A 22,261-nucleotide genomic window follows, 5' to 3' on the forward strand; every position below is an offset into this window, starting at 1 on the left:
TTTCAAGTTTAGCCTCTCGTGTTTGTTTAGCGTCTAAAAGAGACATTTGAGAAGATTGAAAACAGTTCTCTCTTTTCTCCGAGTATAATGATTGGTAGGAGGGGAGAGAAAAGATGAAATCAATGAGAATCTTATTTTTGTTAGCTTTAATTCAAATCAGTTTGAGTAGCTGTTTCCTATGGAAGGAATGCATCTTGTCCTTTAAACAAAGTACAGCTTTTTTCATCGGAAGCATGGTCTTCGTTTCAGGAATCTGTGCTGGAGTAAATTATCTTTATACCCGTAAGCAAGAAGTTCATAGTGTCCTAGCTAGTAAGAAGTCAGTGAAGCTTCTTTACGGTATCCTGCTCTTAATTAATTTGTTAGGAGCTGTTCTTGTCCTGTCAGATAACTTGTTCATCAAAAATACGCTGCAGCAAGAATTAGTTGACTTTTTATTGCCATCCTTTTTCTTTCTATTTGGGCTAGATTTGCTGATTTTTTTACCCTTGAAAAAATACATGCGCGATTTTCTTGCTATTCTAGACAGAAAAAAGACAGTGTTGGTGACTATTTTAGCAACACTTCTTTTCTTAAGAAATCCAATGACCATTGTCTCTCTTTTGATTTATATTGGACTGGGTTTGTTTTTTGCAGCCTATCTTGTCCCAAATTCGGTTAAAAAGGAAGTTTCCTTTTATGGTCATATTTTCCGAGATCTTGTATTGGTCATTGCTACGCTCATTTTCTTTTAGAGAAAGCTTGTTTTTATGGATGTTATGATGGTAAGTTTAGCAGGAAAATAGACACAAAAGAAAAGTTTTTGGTATAATAAGAGTATGTACACAAAAAATGAAGAAGAGCTACAAGCCTTAGGGGAACGCTTGGGCCATCTATTAGAAAAGAATGATGTTTTAATCTTAACTGGAGAGCTGGGTGCAGGTAAAACGACCTTTACTAAGGGACTTGCTAAAGGTTTACAGATTTCTCAAATGATTAAAAGTCCAACCTACACTATCGTAAGAGAGTATGAAGGTCGTCTTCCGCTTTACCACCTAGATGTTTATCGTATAGAGGGGGATGCTGATTCTATTGATTTAGATGAGTTTCTCTTTGGTGGTGGAGTGACTGCTATTGAGTGGGGCAATCTCTTAGGAGATGCCTTGCCAGATACTTATTTAGAGTTGGAAATTCTAAAAGAAGAGGACGGTCGCAGATTACATTTCCAAGCAAAGGGTTTGCGTGCAGAAAAACTCTTAGAGGAGCTTCAACATGGAGTATGAATTGCTCATTAGGGAAGCAGAGCCTAAAGATGCAGCTGAATTAGTGGCTTTTTTAAATCGTGTGAGTTTGGAGACAGATTTTACCAGCTTAGACGGAGATGGTATTCTCTTGACTAGTGAGGAGATGGAAATATTCCTCAACAAGCAAGCTAGTTCGGACAATCAGATAACCTTACTTGCATTCTTAAATGATAAAATTGCTGGTATTATAAATATTACAGCTGACCAGCGCAAGAGAGTCCGTCATATTGGAGATCTCTTCATTGTGATTGGAAAAAGATATTGGAATAATGGATTGGGAAGTTTGTTGCTAGAAGAAGCGATAGAGTGGGCACAAGCAAGTGGCATTCTGCGTCGTCTCCAGCTGACTGTCCAAACTCGTAATCAAGCAGCAGTTCATCTTTATCAAAAGCATGGCTTTGTAATTGAAGGTCGCCAAGAGCGTGGAGCATATATAGAAGAAGGGAAATTTATCGATGTTTACTTGATGGGTAAACTGATAGATTAGTAGAAATATGGTTAAAAAAATTATTGGAATGGTGCTAGCTTTTCTAGCTGTGACAGTTTTAGGTGTCGGTGTTTTTGCGTATACTATTTATCAGCAAGGCACACAAACCTTATCAAAGACCTATAAAAAAATAGGGGAAGAAACCAAGGTTATTGAAGCAACAGAGCCTTTGACCATTCTGTTAATGGGGGTTGATACTGGGAATGTAGAGCGTACAGATCAATGGGCTGGAAATAGTGATTCTATGATTCTCTTGACTGTCAATCCACATACTAAGAAGACCATGATGCTGAGTTTGGAGCGTGATATCCTGACTAAAATTCAACATAAAGATGGTAGTATTGAAGAAGCGAAGTTAAACGCTGCCTATGCTGGTGGTGGTGCAGAACTTGCTATAGAAACAATTCAAAAGATGATGAATATCCATATCGATCGCTACATTATGGTTAATATGCAAGGGTTGCAACAATTGGTCGATGCAGTGGGAGGTATTACGGTCAATAATACACTAGGTTTCCCAATCTCTATCAGTGATCAAGAAGAATTTAACACCATTTCTATCGGTGTTGGAGAGCAGACAATAAATGGAGAAGAAGCGCTTGTTTATTCACGCATGCGTTATCAAGACCCAGAAGGAGACTACGGTCGTCAAAAGCGTCAGCGTGAAGTCATTCAAAAAGTTGTTGAAAAAGTTCTTAGTTTGAATAGTGTCAGTCACTACCAATCTATTTTAAAAGCCCTAAGTACTAATATGCAGACTAATATCGATTTATCTGCGAAAAGTATTCCAAGCTTGTTGGGCTATAAAGATTCATTTAAAACCATTGAAACACAACAGTTGAAGGGTGAAGGGGAGATGCTACAAGGCGTTTCTTATCAAATTGTTACGAGAAGCCATATGTTGGAAATGCAGAATCTTTTGAGACGTTCTTTGGGACAAGAAGAAGTCACTCAACTTGAAACAAATGTTGTCTTATTTGAAGATTTATTTGGACGAACACCTGTTGGTGACGAAGACAATTAACTTTCTTGATACAAATAAAAAATTAATCGTGGGAAATTTCCTGCGATTTTTTCAAAAAAATACGAATAGATAGGTAGGAGGAAACATGAAAGCAGAAATCATTGCTGTTGGAACAGAGATTTTGACAGGACAGATTGTCAATACCAATGCCCGGTTTTTATCAGAAAAACTAGCAGAGATTGGGGTAGACGTATATTTTCAGATGGCTGTAGGAGATAATGAAGCTCGTCTCTTGTCTTTGCTTGAGATTGCCAGTCAACGTAGTAGTCTGGTGATTTTGACAGGTGGTTTGGGGCCAACTGAGGACGACTTAACTAAACAAACTCTGGCTAAATTTTTAGGGAAAGAATTAGTCTTTGATCCTCAGGCGCAGGAGAAGTTAGATGTCTTTTTTGCCCAGCGACCAGACTATGCCCGAACACCGAATAACGAAAGACAAGCCCAAATTGTAGATGGAGCGACTCCACTGCCAAACGAAACAGGACTGGCTGTAGGAGGAATATTGGAAGTCGATGGAGTGACCTACGTTGTCCTTCCAGGTCCACCAAGTGAATTGAAACCCATGGTCTTAAACCAACTTCTACCCAAGTTGATGACAGGGAGCAAGCTGTATTCCCGAGTTCTTCGTTTCTTTGGAATTGGCGAAAGTCAGTTGGTGACCATTTTGGCTGATTTAATTGATAATCAAACCGATCCGACCTTGGCCCCTTATGCCAAGACAGGAGAAGTCACTCTGCGTCTGTCAACAAAAGCTAGCAGTCAAGAAGAGGCGAATCAAGCGCTGGATATCTTAGAAAACCAAATCTTGAATCGCCAAACTTTTGAAGGCCTCTCTTTACGAGAACTTTATTATGGTTATGGGGAAGAGACTAGTTTAGCCAGTATTGTGGTAGAAAAGCTGAAAAGGCAAGGGAAAACTATCACGGCTGCAGAGAGTTTGACGGCAGGGCTTTTCCAAGCTAGGGTAGCGGATTTTTCGGGTGTTTCAAGTATATTTAAGGGTGGTTTTGTAACCTATAGCTTGGAGGAAAAATCAAAAATGTTGGATATTCCTGTCAAGGATTTGGAAGAGCACGGTGTGGTGTCTGAATTTACAGCTCAGAAGATGGCTGAGCAGGCACGAAGCAAGACCCAGTCAGATTTTGGCATTAGTTTGACTGGAGTGGCAGGACCAGATAGCCTCGAAGGACACCCAGCTGGAACAGTCTTCATAGGCTTGGCACAGGAGCAAGGAACTGAGGTTATCAAGGTGAATATTGGAGGCAGAAGTAGAGCAGATGTGCGTCACATTGCGGTTATGCATGCCTTTAACCTAGTTCGCAAGGCTTTATTAAGTGACTAACTTTTGATATAATAGTAGATAGGTCTGAGGACCATTAGAATGTAGGAGAATAGAATGGCGAAAAAACCAAAAAAATTAGATGAAATTTCAAAAAAATTCGGGGCAGAACGTGAAAAAGCCTTGAATGACGCTCTTAAACTGATTGAGAAAGACTTTGGTAAAGGATCAATCATGCGTTTGGGTGAACGTGCCGAGCAAAAGGTGCAAGTGATGAGCTCAGGTTCCTTGGCGCTTGACATTGCCCTTGGTTCAGGTGGTTATCCTAAGGGGCGTATCATTGAAATTTATGGACCAGAGTCATCTGGTAAGACAACGGTTGCCCTTCATGCAGTTGCGCAAGCACAAAAAGAAGGTGGTATTGCTGCCTTTATCGATGCGGAACATGCCCTCGATCCAGCTTATGCTGCGGCTCTTGGTGTTAATATTGACGAATTGCTCTTGTCTCAACCAGACTCAGGAGAGCAAGGTCTTGAAATTGCAGGAAAATTGATTGACTCAGGTGCTGTGGACCTTGTCGTGGTCGACTCAGTTGCGGCCCTTGTACCTCGTGCGGAAATTGATGGAGATATCGGTGATAGCCACGTTGGTTTGCAGGCTCGTATGATGAGCCAGGCTATGCGTAAGCTCGGTGCTTCTATCAATAAAACCAAAACAATTGCCATCTTTATCAACCAATTGCGTGAAAAAGTTGGGGTCATGTTTGGAAATCCAGAAACAACTCCTGGTGGACGTGCTCTGAAATTCTACGCATCAGTTCGTTTGGATGTTCGTGGAAGTACACAAATCAAGGGAACTGGTGACCAAAAAGATACCAATGTTGGTAAGGAGACCAAGATTAAGGTCGTGAAAAATAAGGTGGCCCCACCGTTTAAGGAAGCCTTCGTTGAAATCATGTACGGAGAAGGGATTTCTAAGACTGGTGAGCTTTTGAAGATCGCAAGCGATTTGGATATCATCAAAAAAGCAGGAGCTTGGTACTCTTACAAGGATGAGAAAATCGGGCAAGGTTCTGAAAATGCTAAGAAATACTTGGCAGATAACCCAGAAATCTTTGATGAGATTGACCATCTAGTCCGTGTTCAATTTGGTTTGGTTGATGGAGAAGAAGCTTCTGTAGAAGTTGCTGAAAGCAAAAAAGAAGAAGCAGTTCAAGCGGATTCTGTGAATGAAGAAGTAACTCTTGACCTAGGCGATGAGCTTGAAATCGAAATTGAAGAATAAGTTGTCAAAGTAGTGGAGAAATCCGCTGCTTTTTTGGTTTTTGATTCAAGTTTTTAGATCATCTATAGTTTGCTGTTTCTTGTCGCTCCTTTCGAAAGCTGATATAATAGCCTTATGAATAAAAAACGAACAGTGGACCTGATACATGGTCCGATTCTTCCCTCGCTTTTGAGTTTTGCCTTCCCAATCTTGCTATCAAATATTTTTCAACAGCTCTATAATACTGCTGATGTCTTGATTGTTGGACGATTTCTTGGTCAAGAATCCTTGGCTGCAGTAGGAGCGACGACAGCGATTTTTGACCTGATTGTAGGTTTTACTCTTGGTGTTGGCAATGGCATGGGAATTGTCATTGCCCGCTATTATGGAGCTCGGAATTTCACTAAAATCAAGGAAGCAGTAGCAGCCACCTGGATTTTAGGTGCTCTTTTGAGTGCTGTAGTGATGCTACTGGGTTTTCTTGGTTTATATCCTCTTTTACAGTACTTGGATACACCTGCAGAAATCCTTCCCCAGTCCTATCAATATATTTCTATGATTGTGACCTGTGTCGGTGTCAGCTTTGCCTATAATCTTTTTGCAGGCTTGTTGCGGTCGATTGGGGACAGTCTAGCAGCCCTTGGTTTTTTGATTTTTTCTGCTCTTGTCAATGTGGTTCTGGATCTCTATTTTATTACACAACTGCATCTGGGAGTTCAATCCGCGGGACTTGCTACCATCATTTCGCAAGGCTTATCAGCGGTTCTCTGTTTTTATTATATCCGTAAGAGTGTGCCAGAACTTTTGCCTCAACTCAAGCATTTCAAATGGGACAAGGCCTTGTACGCGGATCTCTTGGAGCAAGGTTTGGCTATGGGCTTGATGAGTTCGATTGTATCTATCGGCAGTGTGATTTTACAGTCTTCTGTTAATACCTTTGGTGCAGTGATTATTAGTGCCCAGACGGCAGCTCGACGCATTATGGCCTTTGCCCTTCTTCCTATGACCGCTATTTCTGCCTCGATGACGACCTTTGCTTCCCAAAATTTAGGTGCTAAGCGCCCAGACCGCATTGTCCAAGGTCTTCGAATCGGCAGTCGTTTAAGTATATCCTGGGCAGTTTTTGTTTGTGTCTTCCTCTTTTTTGCCAGTCCAGCCCTGGTTTCTTTTTTGGCTAGTTCGACGGATAGCTACTTGGTAGAAAATGGTAGTCTCTATCTGCAAATCAGTTCAGCCTTTTATCCTATTTTGAGTCTCTTATTGATTTATCGCAATTGTTTGCAGGGCTTGGGGCAAAAGATTCTTCCTCTAGTTTCTAGCTTTATTGAACTAATCGGAAAAATCGCTTTTGTAGTCTTGATTATCCCTTGGGCAGGCTATAAGGGAGTTATCCTTTGCGAACCCCTTATCTGGGTTGCCATGACTATCCAACTGTATTTCTCACTGTTTCGTCACCCCTTGATAAAAGAAGGTAAGGCTATCTTGGCAACAAAAGTGTCATCATAGCTCGATTTGCTGAATAAAATCCATTTCCTCTAGTGAAAATCGAAAAAACTTGTGTTATAATAAGAAAGATTAAAATGTGAAAAAAGGAGATTCCTAATGGGACGTAAATGGGCCAATATCGTAGCCAAGAAAACGGCTAAAGATGGAGCTAACTCTAAAGTATATGCAAAATTTGGTGTAGAAATCTATGTAGCAGCTAAAAAAGGTGATCCAGATCCAGAATCAAACTCAGCTTTGAAATTCGTTATCGACCGTGCTAAACAAGCCCAAGTGCCAAAACACGTTATCGATAAGGCTTTGGACAAGGCTAAAGGAAACACAGACGAAACCTTTACAGAAGGACGTTACGAAGGTTTTGGACCAAATGGTTCTATGTTGATCGTGGATACTTTGACTTCAAATGTCAACCGTACAGCGGCCAACGTCCGTGCAGCCTTTGGTAAAAACGGCGGAAACATGGGCGCTTCAGGTTCGGTTTCATACCTCTTTGACAACAAGGGAGTTATCGTATTTGCAGGTGAAGATGCCGATGCAGTCTTTGAGCAATTGCTTGAAGCAGATGTGGATGTGGACGATGTAGAAGCAGAAGAAGGTACAATCACAGTTTACACAGCTCCAACTGACCTTCATAAGGCTATCGTTGCCCTTCGTGAGTCAGGTATCGAAGAATTCCAAGTGACTGAATTGGAAATGATTCCTCAGTCAGAAGTGGAATTGTCAGGCGATGACCTTGAAACCTTTGAAAAACTTTACAGCGTTCTTGAGGACGACGAAGACGTACAAAAAATCTACACAAACGTAGACGGATTCTAATAGAAAAACGAACAGTTTTACTAGCTGTTCGTTTTTTTGATATTTGAACTTAGACTCAGGTTTCAGAATCGTTTTGTTGCTTGCTTTTTTCTAGACCTAGACCGACTGCATGTTTTTGGACGAGCAAGAGCTGTCCATCGTCCTGTTTTGCAAAAGTTAAGGTAACAGTCTTGATCTTGTCTCCAATGGAGATATAGGTGATTTTTTTCGTATTGTAACCCCCAAGAGTGAAGTCAAACTCGGAATCTGGCTGTCCGTGTTTGTCGATAATATCCTTGTAGTCGGTACCACCTTTTCCTTTGTTGTCACGGTCACCTTCGATTAAGGCGTCGAACTGTTCTTGGGTCCAGGTGAAGGTATCGTCTGTCGAGCCGCTTTCTTCTTCGCGTTCCATTGAGGCACTCGTATCTATGTAGGAACGGTTAAACTCTCTGGCATACTCTTTGTAGACATCAGCGTATAGTACCTGAGTCGTAAAGAAAAGTACAACAGAGGCAACTGCCAGGGATGTTCCGATAATAGCCATTATTTTCCGTTTTTTGTGGTTGACGATAAGGTCGATAATCCCCAAGATAAATGCGACGATGGCGATGAACAACGATAGATAGTTAATAAACGGGATCCAGGATCCTAAAAGTGCGATGGCTCCAAAAATGGTTGCTAAGATTCCTAAAACTCTTTGTTCTTCTGGTTTCATTTGAAAGTTTTCTCTCCTCATTAAGTGAATGGATTTCTACCCACAGTAGTGAGTACTTATTATATAAAAACTCTTGCCTAATGTCAATTTAAACCAAGATAGTTCTCATGGAAACTTTTTTTCTTGACATCTCTTTTCAAAGTGGTAAAATAGTTCTCATGAAAACTTATTTAGTTCCTAGGAGAACTAAATGCAATGGTTAGAAAGGAGCAATCATGGATAAACCGATGTTGGTCTTTAAGCGTTTTGGTCACCAGATTCATTTGATGGTGCAAAAGGAAGCCAAACGTAGTGGCATTGAATTTATGGGTGGACCTCAAGGTCAGGTTGTACGTTTTTTGGATAATCGTGAGAAAAACCAAGACTTGGTCTTGATTAAAGATATCGAGCAGGAACTCAATATTACCAAGTCTGTTGCTAGTAATTTGGTCAAGCGTATGGTGCAAAATGGTTTGGTGGAATTGGAGGCGAGTCCTAGCGATAAGCGGGCAAAATTTGTTCGTTTGACGGACAAATCGCGCTCTCAAATGCAGCAGGTTAAGGCCTTCTTTGAGCGCATTGACAAGCAGTTGATAGAAGACGTAGATGAAGATGAATTACTGATCTTTGAGAAGGTCCTTGCTCAACTACAGAAAAATATCAAGAGAATAGGAGGAGAGAATGAAGAAATTAGCAAAACGAATTAGTGGAAAAGAATGGGGGATTGTTTTCCTAGCCATTCTCTTTACCTGCTTTCAAGTTTATCTAGAGTTGGAAGTGCCAACCTATATCTCGAAAATTACGGATTTACTAGGAACTCAGGGTAGCAACTTAGATGAGTTATGGCAGCCAGCAAGCATGATGGTGGGAATGTCCTTTCTGGCCTTCTTGTCCGCAGTTGCAGTTGGATTTTTTGCGTCTAGAGTGGCTGCTTCTTATACTAGTAGGCTGAGAAGTGATATTTTTAACCGAGTTTTAGACTACTCGCAGACAGAGATTAAGAAATTCTCTATCCCTAGTCTCTTAACTCGTACGACCAATGATATTACCCAAGTTCAGATGTTGATTACCATGGGCTTGCAAGTGGTTACGCGTGGTCCGATTATGGCTATCTGGGCCATCGGGAAGATTTTAGGCCATTCAGAATACTGGCTCTGGGCCATTCTTGTGGCAGTGATTGTCAACGTTTTGATGACGATCGTTTTGGTGACGCTAGCCTTTCCAAAACAGTCCTTGATTCAGGGGCTGACAGATAAACTGAACAGTATCACTCGTGAAAGTTTAACAGGTATTCGCGTCGTTCGTGCCTACAATGCAGAGGATTACCAAAATGAAAAATTTGCAGCAGCAAATGATGAATTGACACGCTTGAATTTGTTTGTCAACCGTCTCATGGCCATTTTGAATCCCATCATGATGGGGATTTCAAGTGGTTTGAGTGTTGCGATTTACTGGATTGGGGCCTATGTAATCAACGATGCTGCTCCGACGGAGCGTCTGCCTCTCTTTAGTGACATGGTTGTTTTCATGTCTTATGCCATGCAGGTTGTCATGGGCTTCCTTCTCACGGGGGCGCTCTTCATCGTTCTTCCTCGAACCATGGTTTCTGCCAAGCGGATCAATCAAGTTTTAGATTTGCATTCTTCTATCCAAAATCCTGCTCAAGCGCAGCTGGCTGATGAAAATCTCAAAGGTCAGGTCGAGTTTAAGGATGTGACCTTCCGCTATGCGGCAAATTCGGAGGCGGTTGTTGAACATGTTAGCTTTAAAGCAGAAACTGGTCAAACAGTAGCCTTTATTGGATCAACAGGTTCTGGTAAATCAACTCTGGTCAATCTGATTCCACGTTTTTACGATGTTTCAGATGGAGAAATCCTAGTGGATGGTGTCAATGTTCAAGACTATGACTTGGAAGAGTTGAGAAATAAGGTCGGCTATATTCCACAAAAAGCTGTTCTCTTTTCAGGTGATGTCAAGGGCAATCTAGACTTTGGACACAGTCAAGAAACACCGCTTAGTGAACAAGCTATGTGGCAAGCTTTGGAGTTGGCTCAGTCTAAGAACTTTATCGAAGACAAGGAAGCGGGCTTAGCGTCAGAAGTGGCCCAAGGAGGAACCAACTTCTCAGGTGGTCAAAGACAGCGTCTGGCAATAGCGCGTGCCTTAGCTCGGAAGCCAGAAATCCTCATCTTTGATGATTCCTTCTCAGCCTTGGACTACAAGACAGACCGTGTCCTACGCCAAGAGCTAGCAGAGAAAACCAAGTCTATGACCAAGCTTATCGTCGCACAGCGTATTTCAACGATTATGGATGCAGATTTGATTTTGGTCTTGGATCAAGGAAAAGTCGTGGGGCAAGGCACCCACAAGGAACTTCTAGCTAATAACGAAGTTTACCAAGAAATTGCCTATTCACAACTATCGAAGGAGGAATTGGAACATGGAAAATAAGAAAATGTCTCTTTGGAAACAGAGTAAACCCTATCTTGCAGGCCTCCAGTTTGCCCTTCTGATAGCCTTTCTAGCAACAATCGTATCCAATATCATTACTGTATATGGTCCAACCCGCATCAAGGAAATGACTAATATTATTGCCAGTGGTCTGGAAACAAGTGTGGATGTCGCGGCGGTTGCAGCTATTGGTGGTTTTTTGGCCGTGATTTATGTGATCGGACTTCTATCAAATTATTTACAGGCCTTTCTGTTTACAACAGCTATTCAACGTTTTTCAAAGCGTTTGAGAAGAGCCATTGCAGAGAAAATCAATAGCCTACCATTGGGATATTTTGATGGACATTCTCAAGGAGATACCTTGTCTCGTGTAACCAATGACGTTGACACTGCAGCCCAGTCTCTTAATCAAAGTCTGGGAACAGTTCTTTCATCTAGTTTATTGGTCTTAGCCGTCTTGGTAACCATGTTTGGGATGAACTGGATTTTAGCCTTGGTGACGGTTGTGTCAACTCTTATCGGTTTTGCTTTCGTGTCTGTCTTTATGGGTAAATCCCAGGGCTTCTTTAAGAGTCAGCAACAGGATTTGGCAGCTGTCAATGGCTATGTGGAAGAAATGTACTCTGGCCATAATGTGGTGACCAGTTACAATGCCATCGAAAGTACGAAAGAAGAATTTGCAACATTAAATCATCGTCTGTATGATAGTATCTGGAAATCTCAGTTTATTTCAGGGATTATGATGCCGATTATGATGTTTATTGGGAACTTTAGCTATGCCTTGGTGATTATCGTTGGTGCAGCCTTGGCTTTAAATGGACACATCAGTATCGGGATTATCGTTGCCTTTATGGCCTACGTTCGTATCTTTTCTCAGCCTCTTTCACAAATTGCCCAAGGGATTACCAGTCTTCAGCAGGCTAGTGCAGCCATGGGACGTGTCTTTGAATTCCTAGCTGAAGCGGAAATGGAAGACGAATCCCATAAAGAAAGACAATTGAGCGATATGAAGGGTCAAGTAGTCTTTGATCGAGTCTCCTTTGGTTATACACCAGAGAGAACTATTATCCATGACTTTTCTGCGACCGCTCATGCAGGTCAAAAGGTTGCTATTGTCGGACCGACCGGAGCTGGGAAGACAACCATTGTCAATCTTTTGATGAAGTTCTATGAGCTTGATAAGGGAAGTATCCGCATCGATGGTGTGGATACCAAAGAGATGAAGCGTTCGGAAGTACACGATGCCTTTTCAATGGTCTTGCAGGATACTTGGCTCTTTGAAGGAACGATTCGCGACAATCTTATCTATAACCAAAAAGGTATTAGTGATGAGCGCGTGATTGAAGCTAGCAAGGCTGTAGGAATTCACCACTTTATTATGACCCTACCAGATGGTTACGATACAGTCTTGGACGACACGGTAACTTTGTCTGTCGGACAAAAACAACTCTTGACCATTACTCGTGCTTTGCTGAAAGATGCACCACTCTTGATTTTGGATGAGGCGACCTCTTCGGTTGATACCCGTACAGAGGAATTGATTCAGAAAGCTATGGACCGTTTGATGGAGGGTAGAACTTCCTTTGTCATCGCACACCGCTTGTCAACTATCCGAAATGCTGACTTGATTCTTGTCATGAAAGATGGCAATATCATTGAGCAAGGCAATCATGATGAGTTGATGGCACAAGGAGGTTTCTATGCAGATCTCTATAACAGTCAGTTTACAGAAGATGAAGCAGAAGAATAAACCCAAAGAAGGCTTGACGGCCTTCTTTTTCTGCACTATACTAGAAGACAAGTGCTTCCCTATAAGCAAAATTTGAGTAAGTGATGAGAAAAAATATGAAAAATTATCAAGAATGGTATGACTACATGGATGCTAATATTAAAAATAAGCCCTTTCTCCTGAGCTTGTTAAGAACTTTCAATCGCTTCATGACAGTAGTCATGCCTATAGTTTATTTAACCTTGTTGGCCACCAGCTATTTCCAAGAAGGACTTGGGGAACAGGTCTTGATCTATGTGTTTGTACCTGCTACAGGTTTTGTGATTTTATCCCTTCTTCGTAAGAAAATCAATGCTCCTAGGCCTTATGAAGTTTGGGATATTACCCCGCTACTAGACAGAGATAGTCCTGGTCAGTCAATGCCCAGTCGACATGTCTTTTCAGCAACCATTATCTCCATGGCTTGCATTCATGCTAGTTTATCTCTAGGGATTATCTTGTTGGTCTTGTCAGTCCTCCTCGGCCTTGTGCGAGTCCTAGGTGGCGTGCATTATCCCAAGGATGTAGTGGTTGGCTATATTTGTGCTCTTGTGTGGGGTGTGATTTTCTTTCTATGTTGACCTGTAAGTTAAGTTGGTCTTACAACCACTTACGGGGTTAAAGTAACCACTTGCTTTTTTGCTCTTGTTTTCTTATTTTTCCTTTGATATAGTAGAGTCAGAAAGGAGATGGAATGAAGTTACGAATCGAAATTGACAGCAATTTAGAGGAAACTGAAATTGTCATCAAGGCGGCGGCTTTGACAGATGAAATTGCGGATTTACAGCGACTCTTGCAAGAATCCAAGGCTCCTAGGTTGATTTTTTACAAGGGGACGGGCGAATATTATCTGGATTTGTCGGAAATTCTCTTCTTTGAGACGGAAGGTAGCAAGATTTATGCCCATACCCATAAAGATGCCTACGAAGTTCGGCTCAAACTCTATGAGTTAGAGTCTATCCTTCCTCGCTATTTTAGTCGGGTATCCAAGTCGACTATTGCAAATATCCGTCAGGTTTACTCGGTGGACAAGTCCTTTTCAGGAACGGGCACCATTTCCTTTTATCAGACTCATAAGGAGGTTCATGTCTCACGACATTACCAATCCCTCCTAAAAGAAAATCTAAGAAACATGAGGTGAGAACATGAAAAAGAAAGCATTTGGTATTGTGTTGCTTATTTTTGCAGCTGTAATATTATTACAAGGAAATTTTGGAATCCCTTCTCTTGGAGGGCAAATTTGGCCCTTGATTGGTATTGCTTTTTTTGCCTACCAATCAGTTGGAGCTTTGTTGCGTCGTCACTTAACTTCAGCCTCTTTTACAGCCCTAGTGGCCTTAATGATTGCTAACCACTTTTATGGCATTTTACCAATTCCCACTCAGTCATTGTTCTGGGCAAGTATTTTAATCGTAATGGGTGTCAGCGCACTCACTCATTCTAACAGAACTTGGAATGGAAAAAAATGGTGGTATGATGGTGAAAAGACCATTCTTACAGATAAGGAAGTCGCTTTTGGGACTGGGACTTTCTACAAGCAAGACCAAGAATTGGTAGAAGACCAAGTTGAAGTTGGTTTTGGCAATGCCAAGATATATTATGACAATGCAGAGATGTTAGGTGATAGCGCAACACTGAAAGTTGAAGTTGGTTTTGGCAATGCAGTTATCTATGTTCCTCAACATTGGAGAGTTGATTTGAAGGTGGAAACTTTCTGTGGTGTAGCCAAGGCAGATGCCCCTCTAGCCCCAACCAGCAAAACCTTGATTATCCGTGGGGATGTGGCTTTTGGGAAATTGGGAGTTGTTTACGTTAAATAAAAAAATCTTCCAATTCCCTTGCAAAAATGAAGAAAGTGTGATAACATAGTACGGTATGTGGTGCTAGCACATCCGCTATATTAGATCTAATAGGAGGAAAACACAATGGCTAAAGTATGTTACTTTACAGGTCGTAAGACTGTATCAGGAAACAACCGTTCACACGCGATGAACCAAACAAAACGTGCCGTAAAACCAAACCTTCAAAAAGTTACTGTTCTTATCGATGGTAAACCTAAAAAAGTTTGGGCTTCAGCTCGTGCTTTGAAATCAGGTAAAGTTGAACGCGTTTAATAATAAAAGTAAGGAGACCTTAGGGTCTTTTTTCTTTTGTTGTGGGTATAAAATCATTTGAAAAACGGAGTAAATATCCGCTGATACAGTATTCTGCTTTTACACTTGGGCTGAAATATGATAAAATAGAGTATCAACTAGTTGAGGTAAAAAGGATGACTGTAAAAATTAATACAAAAGATGGTCAAATCGAACTAACAGATGAAGTGATTGCAACTGTCGTAGGCGGTGCAACAACTGAGATTTTTGGTGTGGTCGGTATGGCTAGTAAAAATGCCCTCAAAGATAATTTCCAAGCCCTTCTAGGTAAGGAAAATTATTCCAAAGGTGTCGTCGTAAAGGCGGCCGAAGATGGCAGTATTGCAGTTGATGTATATACCGTGTTGAGCTACGGAACAAAGATTAGCGAAGTGTCAAAAAACATTCAAGAGCGTGTTCGTTTTAGTTTGGAAAACCAGCTTGGAATTACTGCTCAGACTGTAAATGTCTACATTCAAAATATCAAAGTTGTAGGAGAATAACCGTGTCAAAAATTACTACTAGCTTATTTCAAGAAATGGTGCAGGCTGCATCAACTCGCTTGAATAAGCAAGCTGAATATGTCAATTCATTAAACGTCTTTCCAGTTCCAGATGGAGATACTGGGACAAATATGGGAATGACCATTGAAAATGGAGCTAAAGAAGTTGCAGACAAGCCAGCTTCTACAGTTGGAGAGGTAGCGAGCATTCTTGCTAAAGGGCTTTTGATGGGTGCGCGTGGGAACTCAGGAGTTATTACGTCTCAGCTTTTCCGTGGATTTTCACAAGCTATCAAGGATAAAGATGAGTTAACAGGTCAAGACTTGGCCCTTGCCTTCCAATCAGGTGTAGAAGTTGCCTATAAGGCAGTGATGAAACCAGTTGAAGGAACGATTTTGACAGTTTCTCGTGGTGCTGCTATCGGTGCTAAGAAAAAAGCTGAGCAAACAGATGACGCTGTTGAAGTCATGCGCGCAGCCTTGGAAGGTGCTAAAACAGCACTAGCTAAAACACCAGACATGCTTCCAGTATTGAAAGAAGTTGGCGTTGTGGATTCAGGTGGTCAAGGACTGGTCTTCATCTACGAAGGTTTCCTTTCAGCCCTTACTGGCGAATATATTGCATCTGAGGACTTTGTAGCCACTCCTGCTAATATGAGTGAAATGATCAATGCAGAGCACCATAAGTCTGTGGCTGGTCATGTAGCGACTGAGGACATCACCTTTGGTTACTGTACTGAAATCATGGTAGCTCTCAAGCAAGGCCCAACCTATGCCAAAGATTTTGACTATGATGAGTTCCGTAACTACTTGAATGAACTTGGGGACTCTCTCCTTGTTGTCAATGATGATGAAATCGTCAAAGTCCATGTCCATACAGAAGATCCAGGGCTTGTTATGCAAGAAGGTCTTAAGTATGGTAGCTTGGTAAAGGTAAAAGTTGACAATATGCGTAACCAACACGAAGCACAGGTTGAGAAAGAAGCTGCTCAAGTTAGCAAACCATCTGAAGAAAAAGAGTATGCTTTGATTGCTGTGGTGGCTGGTAAAGGTCTAGCAGATATCTTCCGTTCTCAAGGTGTGGATTATGTTATCGAGGGCGGTCAAACTATGAACCCTTCAACAGAAGACTTTATCAAGGCTGTTGAACAGGTCAATGCTCGTAATATTATCTTCCTGCCAAACAACAAAAATATCTTCATGGCAGCTCAATCTGCAGCAGAAGTTTTGGAACAACCAGCAGTAGTGGTGGAAGCTCGCACTCTTCCTCAAGGTTTGACAAGTCTTCTTGCCTTTGATCCAAGCAAGTCTATCGAAGAAAACCAAGAGCGTATGACTGCTGCTCTTAGCGATGTCGTTAGCGGAAGCGTCACAACAGCTGTTCGTGATACCACCATTGATGGTTTAGAAATTCATGAAAATGATAATCTTGGTATGGTGGATGGGAAAATCCTCGTGTCAAACCCTGATATGCACCAAACCTTGACAGAAACCTTGAAACATATGTTGGATGAAGATAGTGAAATCGTAACCTTCTATGTCGGTGAAGACGGAAGCGAAGAACTTGCCAATGAAATTGCCCAAGAAATCGCAGAAGAATTCGAAGATGTTGAAGTAGAGATTCACCAAGGCCAACAACCAGTTTACCCATATCTATTTAGTGTGGAATAAGATTAATGAAGAACTGAGAAATCGGTTCTTTTTTTCTTTTTAAATAATGAAATCGGTATCTTTTAAATAAAAACCAAAATAACATTCATAAATAAACGTTAAAATAGAAAATTCAGAAAATTTCTTCTTTTCTCTTGAAAAATCTTGAAAAAATGGTATGATAGTAACAAGTTATTTTTAAAAGGAAAGAAAGGGGAACAATGGAGAAAATCAGTTTAGAATCTCCTAAGACGGGGTCGGACCTAGTTTTGGAAACACTTCGTGATTTAGGAATTGATACCATCTTTGGTTATCCTGGTGGTGCTGTCTTGCCTTTTTATGATGCGATATATAATTTTAAAGGCATTCGCCACATTCTAGGGCGCCATGAGCAAGGTTGTTTGCATGGAGCTGAAGGTTATGCTAAATCAACTGGAAAGTTGGGTGTTGCCGTCGTCACTAGCGGACCGGGAGCAACAAATGCCATTACAGGGATTGCGGATGCCATGAGCGATAGCGTTCCCCTTTTGGTCTTTACAGGTCAGGTGGCGCGAGCAGGGATTGGGAAGGATGCCTTTCAGGAGGCAGACATCGTGGGAATTACCATGCCAATCACTAAGTACAATTACCAAGTTCGTGAGACAGCTGATATCCCTCGAATTATTACGGAAGCTGTCCATATCGCAACTACAGGCCGTCCAGGGCCAGTCGTCATTGACCTACCTAAAGACGTATCTGCTTTAGAAACGGACTTCATCTATTCACCAGAAGTGAACCTACCAAGCTATCAACCAACTCTTGAGCCAAATGATATGCAAATCAAGAAAATCTTGAAGCAATTATCCAAGGCTAAAAAGCCAGTCTTGCTAGCTGGTGGTGGGATTAGTTATGCTGAAGCAGCTGCAGAATTAAATGAATTTGCAGAACGCTATCAAATTCCAGTGGTAACCAGTCTTTTGGGACAAGGAACGATTGCAACGAGTCACCCACTCTTCCTTGGAATGGGAGGCATGCACGGGTCATTCGCAGCTAATATTGCCATGACAGAAGCTGACTTTATGATTAGTATTGGTTGCCGTTTTGATGACCGCTTGACGGGTAATCCTAAGACTTTTGCTAAGAATGCTAAGGTTGCTCATATTGATATTGACCCAGCCGAGATTGGCAAGATTATCAGTGCAGATATTCCTGTGGTTGGAGATGCTAAGAAAGCCTTGCAAATGTTGCTTGCTGAACCAACAGTTCATAACAATACTGAGAAATGGATTGAGAAAGTTACTAAAGACAAGAACCGCGTTCGTTCTTATGATAAGAAAGAACGTGTGGTTCAACCGCAAGCTGTTATTGAACGAATTGGTGAATTGACGAATGGAGATGCCATTGTGGTAACAGATGTTGGTCAACACCAAATGTGGACAGCCCAGTATTATCCCTACCAAAATGAACGTCAGTTAGTGACTTCAGGTGGTTTGGGAACAATGGGATTTGGAATTCCAGCAGCAATTGGAGCTAAAATTGCTAACCCAGATAAGGAAGTTGTCTTGTTTGTTGGAGATGGTGGTTTCCAAATGACTAACCAGGAATTGGCTATTTTGAACATTTACAAGGTGCCAATCAAGGTGGTTATGCTGAACAATCACTCACTTGGAATGGTTCGCCAGTGGCAGGAATCCTTCTATGAAGGTAGAACATCAGAGTCAGTCTTTGATACCCTTCCTGATTTCCAATTGATGGCGCAGGCTTATGGCATTAAAAACTATAAGTTTGATAATCCTGAGACCTTGGATCAAGATCTTGAAGTCATTACGGAGAATGTTCCTATGCTAATCGAGGTAGATATTTCTCGTAAGGAACAGGTGTTACCAATGGTACCAGCTGGTAAGAGTAATCATGAGATGTTGGGGGTGAAGTTCCATGCGTAGAATGTTAACAGCAAAACTACAAAATCGATCAGGAGTCCTCAATCGCTTTACAGGTGTCCTATCTCGTCGTCAGGTTAATATCGAAAGCATCTCTGTTGGAGCGACAGAAGATCCGAATGTATCACGCATCACCATTATTATTGATGTAGCTTCACATGATGAAGTGGAGCAAATCATCAAGCAACTCAATCGTCAGATTGATGTGATTCGCATTCGTGATATTACAGACAAGCCTCATTTGGAGCGCGAGGTGATTTTGGTTAAGATGTCAGCGCCAGCTGAGAAGCGAGCTGAGATTCTAGCGATTATTCAACCTTTCCGTGCAACAGTTGTAGACGTAGCACCAAGCTCGATTACCATTCAGATGACAGGAAATGCTGAAAAGAGTGAAGCTCTATTGAGAGTTATTCGACCATATGGTATTCGTAATATTGCTCGAACTGGTGCAACTGGATTTACCCGTGATTAAAAATCCAACTTAAATTTGTTAAACCGGCCTAAAAGGTAATAAATAATAGAAAAGAGAGAAAAAACTATGGCAGTTCAAATGGAATACGAAAAAGATGTTAAAGTAGCAGCACTTGACGGTAAAAAAATCGCCGTTATCGGTTATGGTTCGCAAGGACATGCGCATGCTCAAAACTTGCGTGATTCAGGTCATGATGTCATTATCGGTGTACGTCCAGGTAAATCTTTTGATAAAGCAAAAGAAGATGGATTTGACACTTACACAGTATCAGAAGCAACTAAATTGGCTGACGTTATCATGATTTTGGCACCAGACGAAATCCAACAAGAATTGTACGAAGCAGAAATCGCGCCAAACTTGGAAGCTGGAAACGCAGTTGGATTTGCTCATGGTTTTAACATCCACTTTGAATTTATCAAAGTTCCTGCGGATGTAGATGTTTTCATGTGTGCACCTAAAGGACCAGGACACTTGGTACGTCGTACTTATGAAGAAGGATTTGGTGTTCCAGCTCTTTACGCAGTATATCAAGATGCAACAGGAAATGCTAAAAACATTGCTATGGACTGGTGTAAAGGTGTTGGAGCAGCTCGTGTAGGTCTTCTTGAAACAACTTACAAAGAAGAAACTGAAGAAGATTTGTTTGGTGAACAAGCTGTACTTTGTGGTGGTTTGACTGCCCTTATCGAAGCAGGTTTCGAAGTCTTGACAGAAGCAGGTTACGCTCCAGAATTGGCTTACTTTGAAGTTCTTCACGAAATGAAATTGATCGTTGACTTGATCTACGAAGGTGGATTCAAGAAAATGCGTCAATCAATTTCAAACACTGCTGAATATGGTGACTATGTATCAGGTCCACGTGTAATCACTGAACAAGTTAAAGAAAATATGAAAGCTGTCTTGGCAGACATCCAAAATGGTAAATTTGCAAACGACTTTGTAAATGACTATAAAGCTGGACGTCCAAAATTGACTGCTTACCGTGAACAAGCAGCTAACCTTGAAATTGAAAAAGTTGGTGCAGAATTGCGTAAAGCAATGCCTTTCGTTGGTAAAAACGACGATGATGCATTTAAAATCTATAACTAATTAGAAAGCAAAGAATTTTGCTAAAATAGTAGCTTCAGCTATTCGTGGGATATTAGATATACTTATTTAGGGGTTGAAATCATATGAATATTACCAATTTGTTTTCTATCAAGACAGGATGTGATGAAACTGATAGGCAACTGCAAAAATTATTTTTTCAGTTGGATTTACAATTGGGAGAATTGACAGATCAACTAAGAAAATTAGATTCTAATTTTGTTCCTCGTAGTCAATTTGTAGACACGCTGGATTTGAATGATGTAGAATATAAAGAAATTTTAAACTATTTTATCTTCCATCGTAATGATAGTGAAGAAAGTTTGGTAGAATGGTTATATGATTGGATTTCCACAAATCGTTATGAACTTCCTAAAGAGTTTTCAATTCGTATGGCTCATAAATATCATGAAAGTGTTGCTGAAGTTTTTGGAGATGAATAACTAAAAAAACAGTCATTAGTGACTGTTTTTTATAGAAAAAGAGGTTTTATATGTTAAGTTCAAAAGATATCATCAAGGCTCATAAGGTCTTGAATGGTGTGGTCGTTAATACACCGCTTGATTATGACCATTATTTATCGGAGAAGTATGGTGCTAAGATTTATTTGAAAAAGGAAAATGCCCAACGTGTTCGCTCTTTTAAAATTCGTGGTGCTTATTATGCCATTTCCCAACTCAGCAAGGAAGAGCGTGAGCGTGGGGTAGTCTGTGCCTCTGCAGGAAATCATGCGCAGGGAGTTGCCTATACTTGTAATGAGATGAAAATTCCTGCTACTATTTTTATGCCCATTACTACACCGCAACAAAAAATTGGGCAGGTTCGCTTTTTTGGTGGGGATTTTGTGACCATTAAACTAGTTGGAGATACCTTTGATGCCTCAGCTAAAGCAGCTCAAAAATTTACAGTTTCTGAAAATCGTACCTTTATTGATCCTTTTGATGATGCTCATGTTCAAGCTGGTCAAGGGACAGTTGCTTATGAGATTTTAGAAGAAGCTCGAAAAGAATCGATTGATTTTGATGCTGTCTTGGTCCCTGTTGGTGGTGGCGGTCTCATTGCCGGGGTTTCTACCTATATCAAGGAAACAAGTCCAGAAATTGAAATCATTGGGGTAGAGGCGAATGGAGCGCGTTCTATGAAGGCTGCTTTTGAAGCTGGTGGTCCAGTCAAACTCAAAGAAATTGACAAATTTGCGGATGGGATTGCTGTGCAAAAGGTAGGACAGTTGACCTATGAAGCAACTCGTCAACATGTTCAAACCTTAGTAGGTGTTGATGAGGGATTGATTTCTGAAACCTTGATTGACCTTTACTCTAAGCAAGGGATTGTTGCAGAACCTGCTGGAGCGGCTAGTATTGCTTCTTTAGAAGTTTTAGCTGAATATATCAAGGGGAAAACCATTTGTTGTATCATTTCTGGAGGAAATAATGATATCAACCGTATGCCAGAAATGGAAGAACGTGCCTTGATTTATGATGGGATCAAGCATTACTTTGTGGTCAATTTTCCACAGCGTCCAGGTGCTCTGCGTGAGTTTGTAAATGATATCCTGGGGCCAAATGATGATATCACACGTTTTGAGTATATCAAACGAGCTAGCAAGGGAACAGGACCAGTATTAATTGGGATCGCTTTGGCAGATAAGCATGATTATGCAGGATTGATTCGTCGAATGGAAGGTTTTGATCCAGCTTATATTAACTTAAATGGTAATGAAACGCTCTATAATATGCTTGTCTGAGGACTAATAAAAAAATATCATATTATTTGCACAACTGATGTATAGGTGTTATAATGAGGGTGAAGAAAGGGGGCGATTCCTATGGACTTAGGAAATCTATCGTGCTATTTCTACTACAACTCACTATAGCACCTATTATTTTTGATTCTGTTTATATTAAGGCGACAGAATTACTTACTATATAAGGAAATTTTTTGAAATCCCCA

General features: G+C 41.0%; 23 protein-coding genes. 22 read left to right on the top strand and 1 reads right to left on the bottom strand.

Annotation, left to right across the window (positions count from 1 at the left end; all coding sequences use genetic code 11):
* Nucleotides 1-113 precede the first annotated feature (113 nt).
* From ACN076_RS02540 to ACN076_RS02575, 8 genes are all read left to right on the top strand, one after another.
* Nucleotides 114-734, top strand: a complete 621-nt coding sequence (locus ACN076_RS02540) for a hypothetical protein (RefSeq protein ID WP_061088457.1) — start codon at nucleotides 114-116, stop codon at nucleotides 732-734.
* Between the two features lie 84 nt (nucleotides 735-818).
* Complete coding sequence (gene tsaE / locus ACN076_RS02545) at nucleotides 819-1,262, top strand: tRNA (adenosine(37)-N6)-threonylcarbamoyltransferase complex ATPase subunit type 1 TsaE (RefSeq protein WP_061088456.1); 444 nt, start codon at nucleotides 819-821, stop codon at nucleotides 1,260-1,262.
* Nucleotides 1,252-1,770, top strand: a complete 519-nt coding sequence (locus ACN076_RS02550) for a GNAT family N-acetyltransferase (RefSeq protein ID WP_000455533.1) — start codon at nucleotides 1,252-1,254, stop codon at nucleotides 1,768-1,770. The genes tsaE and ACN076_RS02550 overlap by 11 nt, the downstream gene beginning before the upstream one ends.
* A gap of 7 nt (nucleotides 1,771-1,777) precedes the next feature.
* Entirely contained in the window at nucleotides 1,778-2,794 is a 1,017-nt protein-coding gene (brpA, locus tag ACN076_RS02555; RefSeq protein WP_000239270.1) for a biofilm formation/cell division transcriptional regulator BrpA, read from the top strand.
* 85 nt (nucleotides 2,795-2,879) lie between these two features.
* Nucleotides 2,880-4,136 (top strand): competence/damage-inducible protein A, encoded by a 1,257-nt coding sequence (locus ACN076_RS02560; RefSeq protein ID WP_420790068.1) that lies wholly within the window; start codon nucleotides 2,880-2,882, stop codon nucleotides 4,134-4,136.
* Between the two features lie 54 nt (nucleotides 4,137-4,190).
* On the top strand, nucleotides 4,191-5,357 hold the full coding sequence (gene recA, locus ACN076_RS02565) for a recombinase RecA (protein ID WP_420790069.1): 1,167 nt from the start codon (nucleotides 4,191-4,193) through the stop codon (nucleotides 5,355-5,357).
* Nucleotides 5,358-5,471: 114 nt separating this feature from the next.
* Nucleotides 5,472-6,842 (top strand): MATE family efflux transporter, encoded by a 1,371-nt coding sequence (locus tag ACN076_RS02570; protein ID WP_420790070.1) that lies wholly within the window; start codon nucleotides 5,472-5,474, stop codon nucleotides 6,840-6,842.
* A 96-nt stretch (nucleotides 6,843-6,938) separates the two neighbouring features.
* The gene (locus ACN076_RS02575; protein WP_000532882.1) at nucleotides 6,939-7,655 is read left to right on the top strand and encodes a YebC/PmpR family DNA-binding transcriptional regulator; all 717 of its coding nucleotides are present in this window, start codon (nucleotides 6,939-6,941) and stop codon (nucleotides 7,653-7,655) included.
* Between the two features lie 55 nt (nucleotides 7,656-7,710).
* On the opposite strand, the gene ACN076_RS02580 is transcribed toward ACN076_RS02575, so the two are convergent.
* Complete coding sequence (locus ACN076_RS02580; RefSeq protein ID WP_033678408.1) at nucleotides 7,711-8,352, bottom strand: DUF308 domain-containing protein; 642 nt, start codon at nucleotides 8,350-8,352, stop codon at nucleotides 7,711-7,713.
* Between the two features lie 215 nt (nucleotides 8,353-8,567).
* Between ACN076_RS02580 and ACN076_RS02585 the strand changes: the two genes are divergently transcribed.
* The 14 genes from ACN076_RS02585 to ilvA all read left to right on the top strand — a co-directional run bounded on the left by ACN076_RS02585 (nucleotide 8,568) and on the right by ilvA (nucleotide 22,055).
* The gene (locus tag ACN076_RS02585; protein ID WP_061088451.1) at nucleotides 8,568-9,038 is read left to right on the top strand and encodes a MarR family winged helix-turn-helix transcriptional regulator; all 471 of its coding nucleotides are present in this window, start codon (nucleotides 8,568-8,570) and stop codon (nucleotides 9,036-9,038) included.
* Complete coding sequence (locus ACN076_RS02590; protein WP_420790071.1) at nucleotides 9,013-10,782, top strand: ABC transporter ATP-binding protein; 1,770 nt, start codon at nucleotides 9,013-9,015, stop codon at nucleotides 10,780-10,782. The genes ACN076_RS02585 and ACN076_RS02590 overlap by 26 nt, the downstream gene beginning before the upstream one ends.
* The gene (locus ACN076_RS02595) at nucleotides 10,772-12,532 is read left to right on the top strand and encodes an ABC transporter ATP-binding protein (protein ID WP_420790072.1); all 1,761 of its coding nucleotides are present in this window, start codon (nucleotides 10,772-10,774) and stop codon (nucleotides 12,530-12,532) included. Before ACN076_RS02590 ends, ACN076_RS02595 begins: the two co-directional genes overlap by 11 nt.
* Before the next feature lie 95 nt (nucleotides 12,533-12,627).
* Complete coding sequence (locus ACN076_RS02600) at nucleotides 12,628-13,131, top strand: phosphatase PAP2 family protein (RefSeq protein ID WP_420790073.1); 504 nt, start codon at nucleotides 12,628-12,630, stop codon at nucleotides 13,129-13,131.
* A 113-nt stretch (nucleotides 13,132-13,244) separates the two neighbouring features.
* Nucleotides 13,245-13,691: a LytTR family DNA-binding domain-containing protein gene (locus ACN076_RS02605; protein WP_420790074.1), complete on the top strand. Its 447-nt coding sequence runs from the start codon at nucleotides 13,245-13,247 to the stop codon at nucleotides 13,689-13,691.
* Nucleotides 13,692-13,695: 4 nt separating this feature from the next.
* Entirely contained in the window at nucleotides 13,696-14,370 is a 675-nt protein-coding gene (locus ACN076_RS02610) for a LiaF transmembrane domain-containing protein (RefSeq protein ID WP_420790075.1), read from the top strand.
* 105 nt (nucleotides 14,371-14,475) lie between these two features.
* Nucleotides 14,476-14,664 carry a 50S ribosomal protein L28 gene (gene rpmB / locus ACN076_RS02615; RefSeq protein ID WP_001140948.1) on the top strand — a complete coding sequence of 63 codons (189 nt, stop codon included), beginning with the start codon at nucleotides 14,476-14,478 and terminating at the stop codon, nucleotides 14,662-14,664.
* Nucleotides 14,665-14,819: 155 nt separating this feature from the next.
* A complete protein-coding gene (locus ACN076_RS02620) occupies nucleotides 14,820-15,185 on the top strand; it encodes an Asp23/Gls24 family envelope stress response protein (RefSeq protein WP_000216442.1) in 366 nt (121 codons plus the stop codon).
* A gap of 2 nt (nucleotides 15,186-15,187) precedes the next feature.
* Nucleotides 15,188-16,855, top strand: a complete 1,668-nt coding sequence (locus ACN076_RS02625) for a DAK2 domain-containing protein (protein ID WP_203175565.1) — start codon at nucleotides 15,188-15,190, stop codon at nucleotides 16,853-16,855.
* 200 nt (nucleotides 16,856-17,055) lie between these two features.
* Nucleotides 17,056-18,756 carry an acetolactate synthase large subunit gene (locus ACN076_RS02630; protein ID WP_265476483.1) on the top strand — a complete coding sequence of 567 codons (1,701 nt, stop codon included), beginning with the start codon at nucleotides 17,056-17,058 and terminating at the stop codon, nucleotides 18,754-18,756.
* Nucleotides 18,749-19,225, top strand: coding sequence for an acetolactate synthase small subunit (ilvN, locus tag ACN076_RS02635; RefSeq protein ID WP_001253803.1), 477 nt, complete (start codon nucleotides 18,749-18,751; stop codon nucleotides 19,223-19,225). Before ACN076_RS02630 ends, ilvN begins: the two co-directional genes overlap by 8 nt.
* Nucleotides 19,226-19,291: 66 nt before the next feature.
* Nucleotides 19,292-20,314 carry a ketol-acid reductoisomerase gene (gene ilvC, locus ACN076_RS02640; RefSeq protein WP_061758875.1) on the top strand — a complete coding sequence of 341 codons (1,023 nt, stop codon included), beginning with the start codon at nucleotides 19,292-19,294 and terminating at the stop codon, nucleotides 20,312-20,314.
* 83 nt (nucleotides 20,315-20,397) lie between these two features.
* Nucleotides 20,398-20,754: a hypothetical protein gene (locus ACN076_RS02645; RefSeq protein WP_023940905.1), complete on the top strand. Its 357-nt coding sequence runs from the start codon at nucleotides 20,398-20,400 to the stop codon at nucleotides 20,752-20,754.
* Between the two features lie 50 nt (nucleotides 20,755-20,804).
* Nucleotides 20,805-22,055 (top strand): threonine ammonia-lyase IlvA, encoded by a 1,251-nt coding sequence (ilvA, locus tag ACN076_RS02650; RefSeq protein ID WP_420790076.1) that lies wholly within the window; start codon nucleotides 20,805-20,807, stop codon nucleotides 22,053-22,055.
* Nucleotides 22,056-22,261 lie beyond the last annotated feature (206 nt).

It is taken from the genome of Streptococcus sp. K0074, assembly GCF_048843365.1.
Taxonomy (GTDB): domain Bacteria; phylum Bacillota; class Bacilli; order Lactobacillales; family Streptococcaceae; genus Streptococcus; species Streptococcus mitis_BM.

What these genes read in the sequence shown, in the direction of transcription:
- tsaE (WP_061088456.1), top strand. Translation starts at nt 819, where the DNA reads ATGTACACAAAAAATGAAGAAGAGCTACAAGCCTTAGGGGAACGCTTG.
- ACN076_RS02560 (WP_420790068.1), top strand. Translation starts at nt 2,880, where the DNA reads ATGAAAGCAGAAATCATTGCTGTTGGAACAGAGATTTTGACAGGACAG.
- ACN076_RS02645 (WP_023940905.1), top strand. Translation starts at nt 20,398, where the DNA reads ATGAATATTACCAATTTGTTTTCTATCAAGACAGGATGTGATGAAACT.
- ACN076_RS02630 (WP_265476483.1), top strand. Translation starts at nt 17,056, where the DNA reads ATGGAGAAAATCAGTTTAGAATCTCCTAAGACGGGGTCGGACCTAGTT.
- ACN076_RS02570 (WP_420790070.1), top strand. Translation starts at nt 5,472, where the DNA reads ATGAATAAAAAACGAACAGTGGACCTGATACATGGTCCGATTCTTCCC.
- recA (WP_420790069.1), top strand. Translation starts at nt 4,191, where the DNA reads ATGGCGAAAAAACCAAAAAAATTAGATGAAATTTCAAAAAAATTCGGG.
- ACN076_RS02610 (WP_420790075.1), top strand. Translation starts at nt 13,696, where the DNA reads ATGAAAAAGAAAGCATTTGGTATTGTGTTGCTTATTTTTGCAGCTGTA.
- ilvN (WP_001253803.1), top strand. Translation starts at nt 18,749, where the DNA reads ATGCGTAGAATGTTAACAGCAAAACTACAAAATCGATCAGGAGTCCTC.
- ACN076_RS02605 (WP_420790074.1), top strand. Translation starts at nt 13,245, where the DNA reads ATGAAGTTACGAATCGAAATTGACAGCAATTTAGAGGAAACTGAAATT.
- rpmB (WP_001140948.1), top strand. Translation starts at nt 14,476, where the DNA reads ATGGCTAAAGTATGTTACTTTACAGGTCGTAAGACTGTATCAGGAAAC.
- ACN076_RS02580 (WP_033678408.1), bottom strand. Translation starts at nt 8,352, where the DNA reads ATGAAACCAGAAGAACAAAGAGTTTTAGGAATCTTAGCAACCATTTTT.
- ilvA (WP_420790076.1), top strand. Translation starts at nt 20,805, where the DNA reads ATGTTAAGTTCAAAAGATATCATCAAGGCTCATAAGGTCTTGAATGGT.
- ACN076_RS02595 (WP_420790072.1), top strand. Translation starts at nt 10,772, where the DNA reads ATGGAAAATAAGAAAATGTCTCTTTGGAAACAGAGTAAACCCTATCTT.
- ACN076_RS02590 (WP_420790071.1), top strand. Translation starts at nt 9,013, where the DNA reads ATGAAGAAATTAGCAAAACGAATTAGTGGAAAAGAATGGGGGATTGTT.
- brpA (WP_000239270.1), top strand. Translation starts at nt 1,778, where the DNA reads ATGGTTAAAAAAATTATTGGAATGGTGCTAGCTTTTCTAGCTGTGACA.
- ACN076_RS02540 (WP_061088457.1), top strand. Translation starts at nt 114, where the DNA reads ATGAAATCAATGAGAATCTTATTTTTGTTAGCTTTAATTCAAATCAGT.
- ACN076_RS02600 (WP_420790073.1), top strand. Translation starts at nt 12,628, where the DNA reads ATGAAAAATTATCAAGAATGGTATGACTACATGGATGCTAATATTAAA.
- ACN076_RS02585 (WP_061088451.1), top strand. Translation starts at nt 8,568, where the DNA reads ATGGATAAACCGATGTTGGTCTTTAAGCGTTTTGGTCACCAGATTCAT.
- ACN076_RS02550 (WP_000455533.1), top strand. Translation starts at nt 1,252, where the DNA reads ATGGAGTATGAATTGCTCATTAGGGAAGCAGAGCCTAAAGATGCAGCT.
- ilvC (WP_061758875.1), top strand. Translation starts at nt 19,292, where the DNA reads ATGGCAGTTCAAATGGAATACGAAAAAGATGTTAAAGTAGCAGCACTT.
- ACN076_RS02620 (WP_000216442.1), top strand. Translation starts at nt 14,820, where the DNA reads ATGACTGTAAAAATTAATACAAAAGATGGTCAAATCGAACTAACAGAT.
- ACN076_RS02575 (WP_000532882.1), top strand. Translation starts at nt 6,939, where the DNA reads ATGGGACGTAAATGGGCCAATATCGTAGCCAAGAAAACGGCTAAAGAT.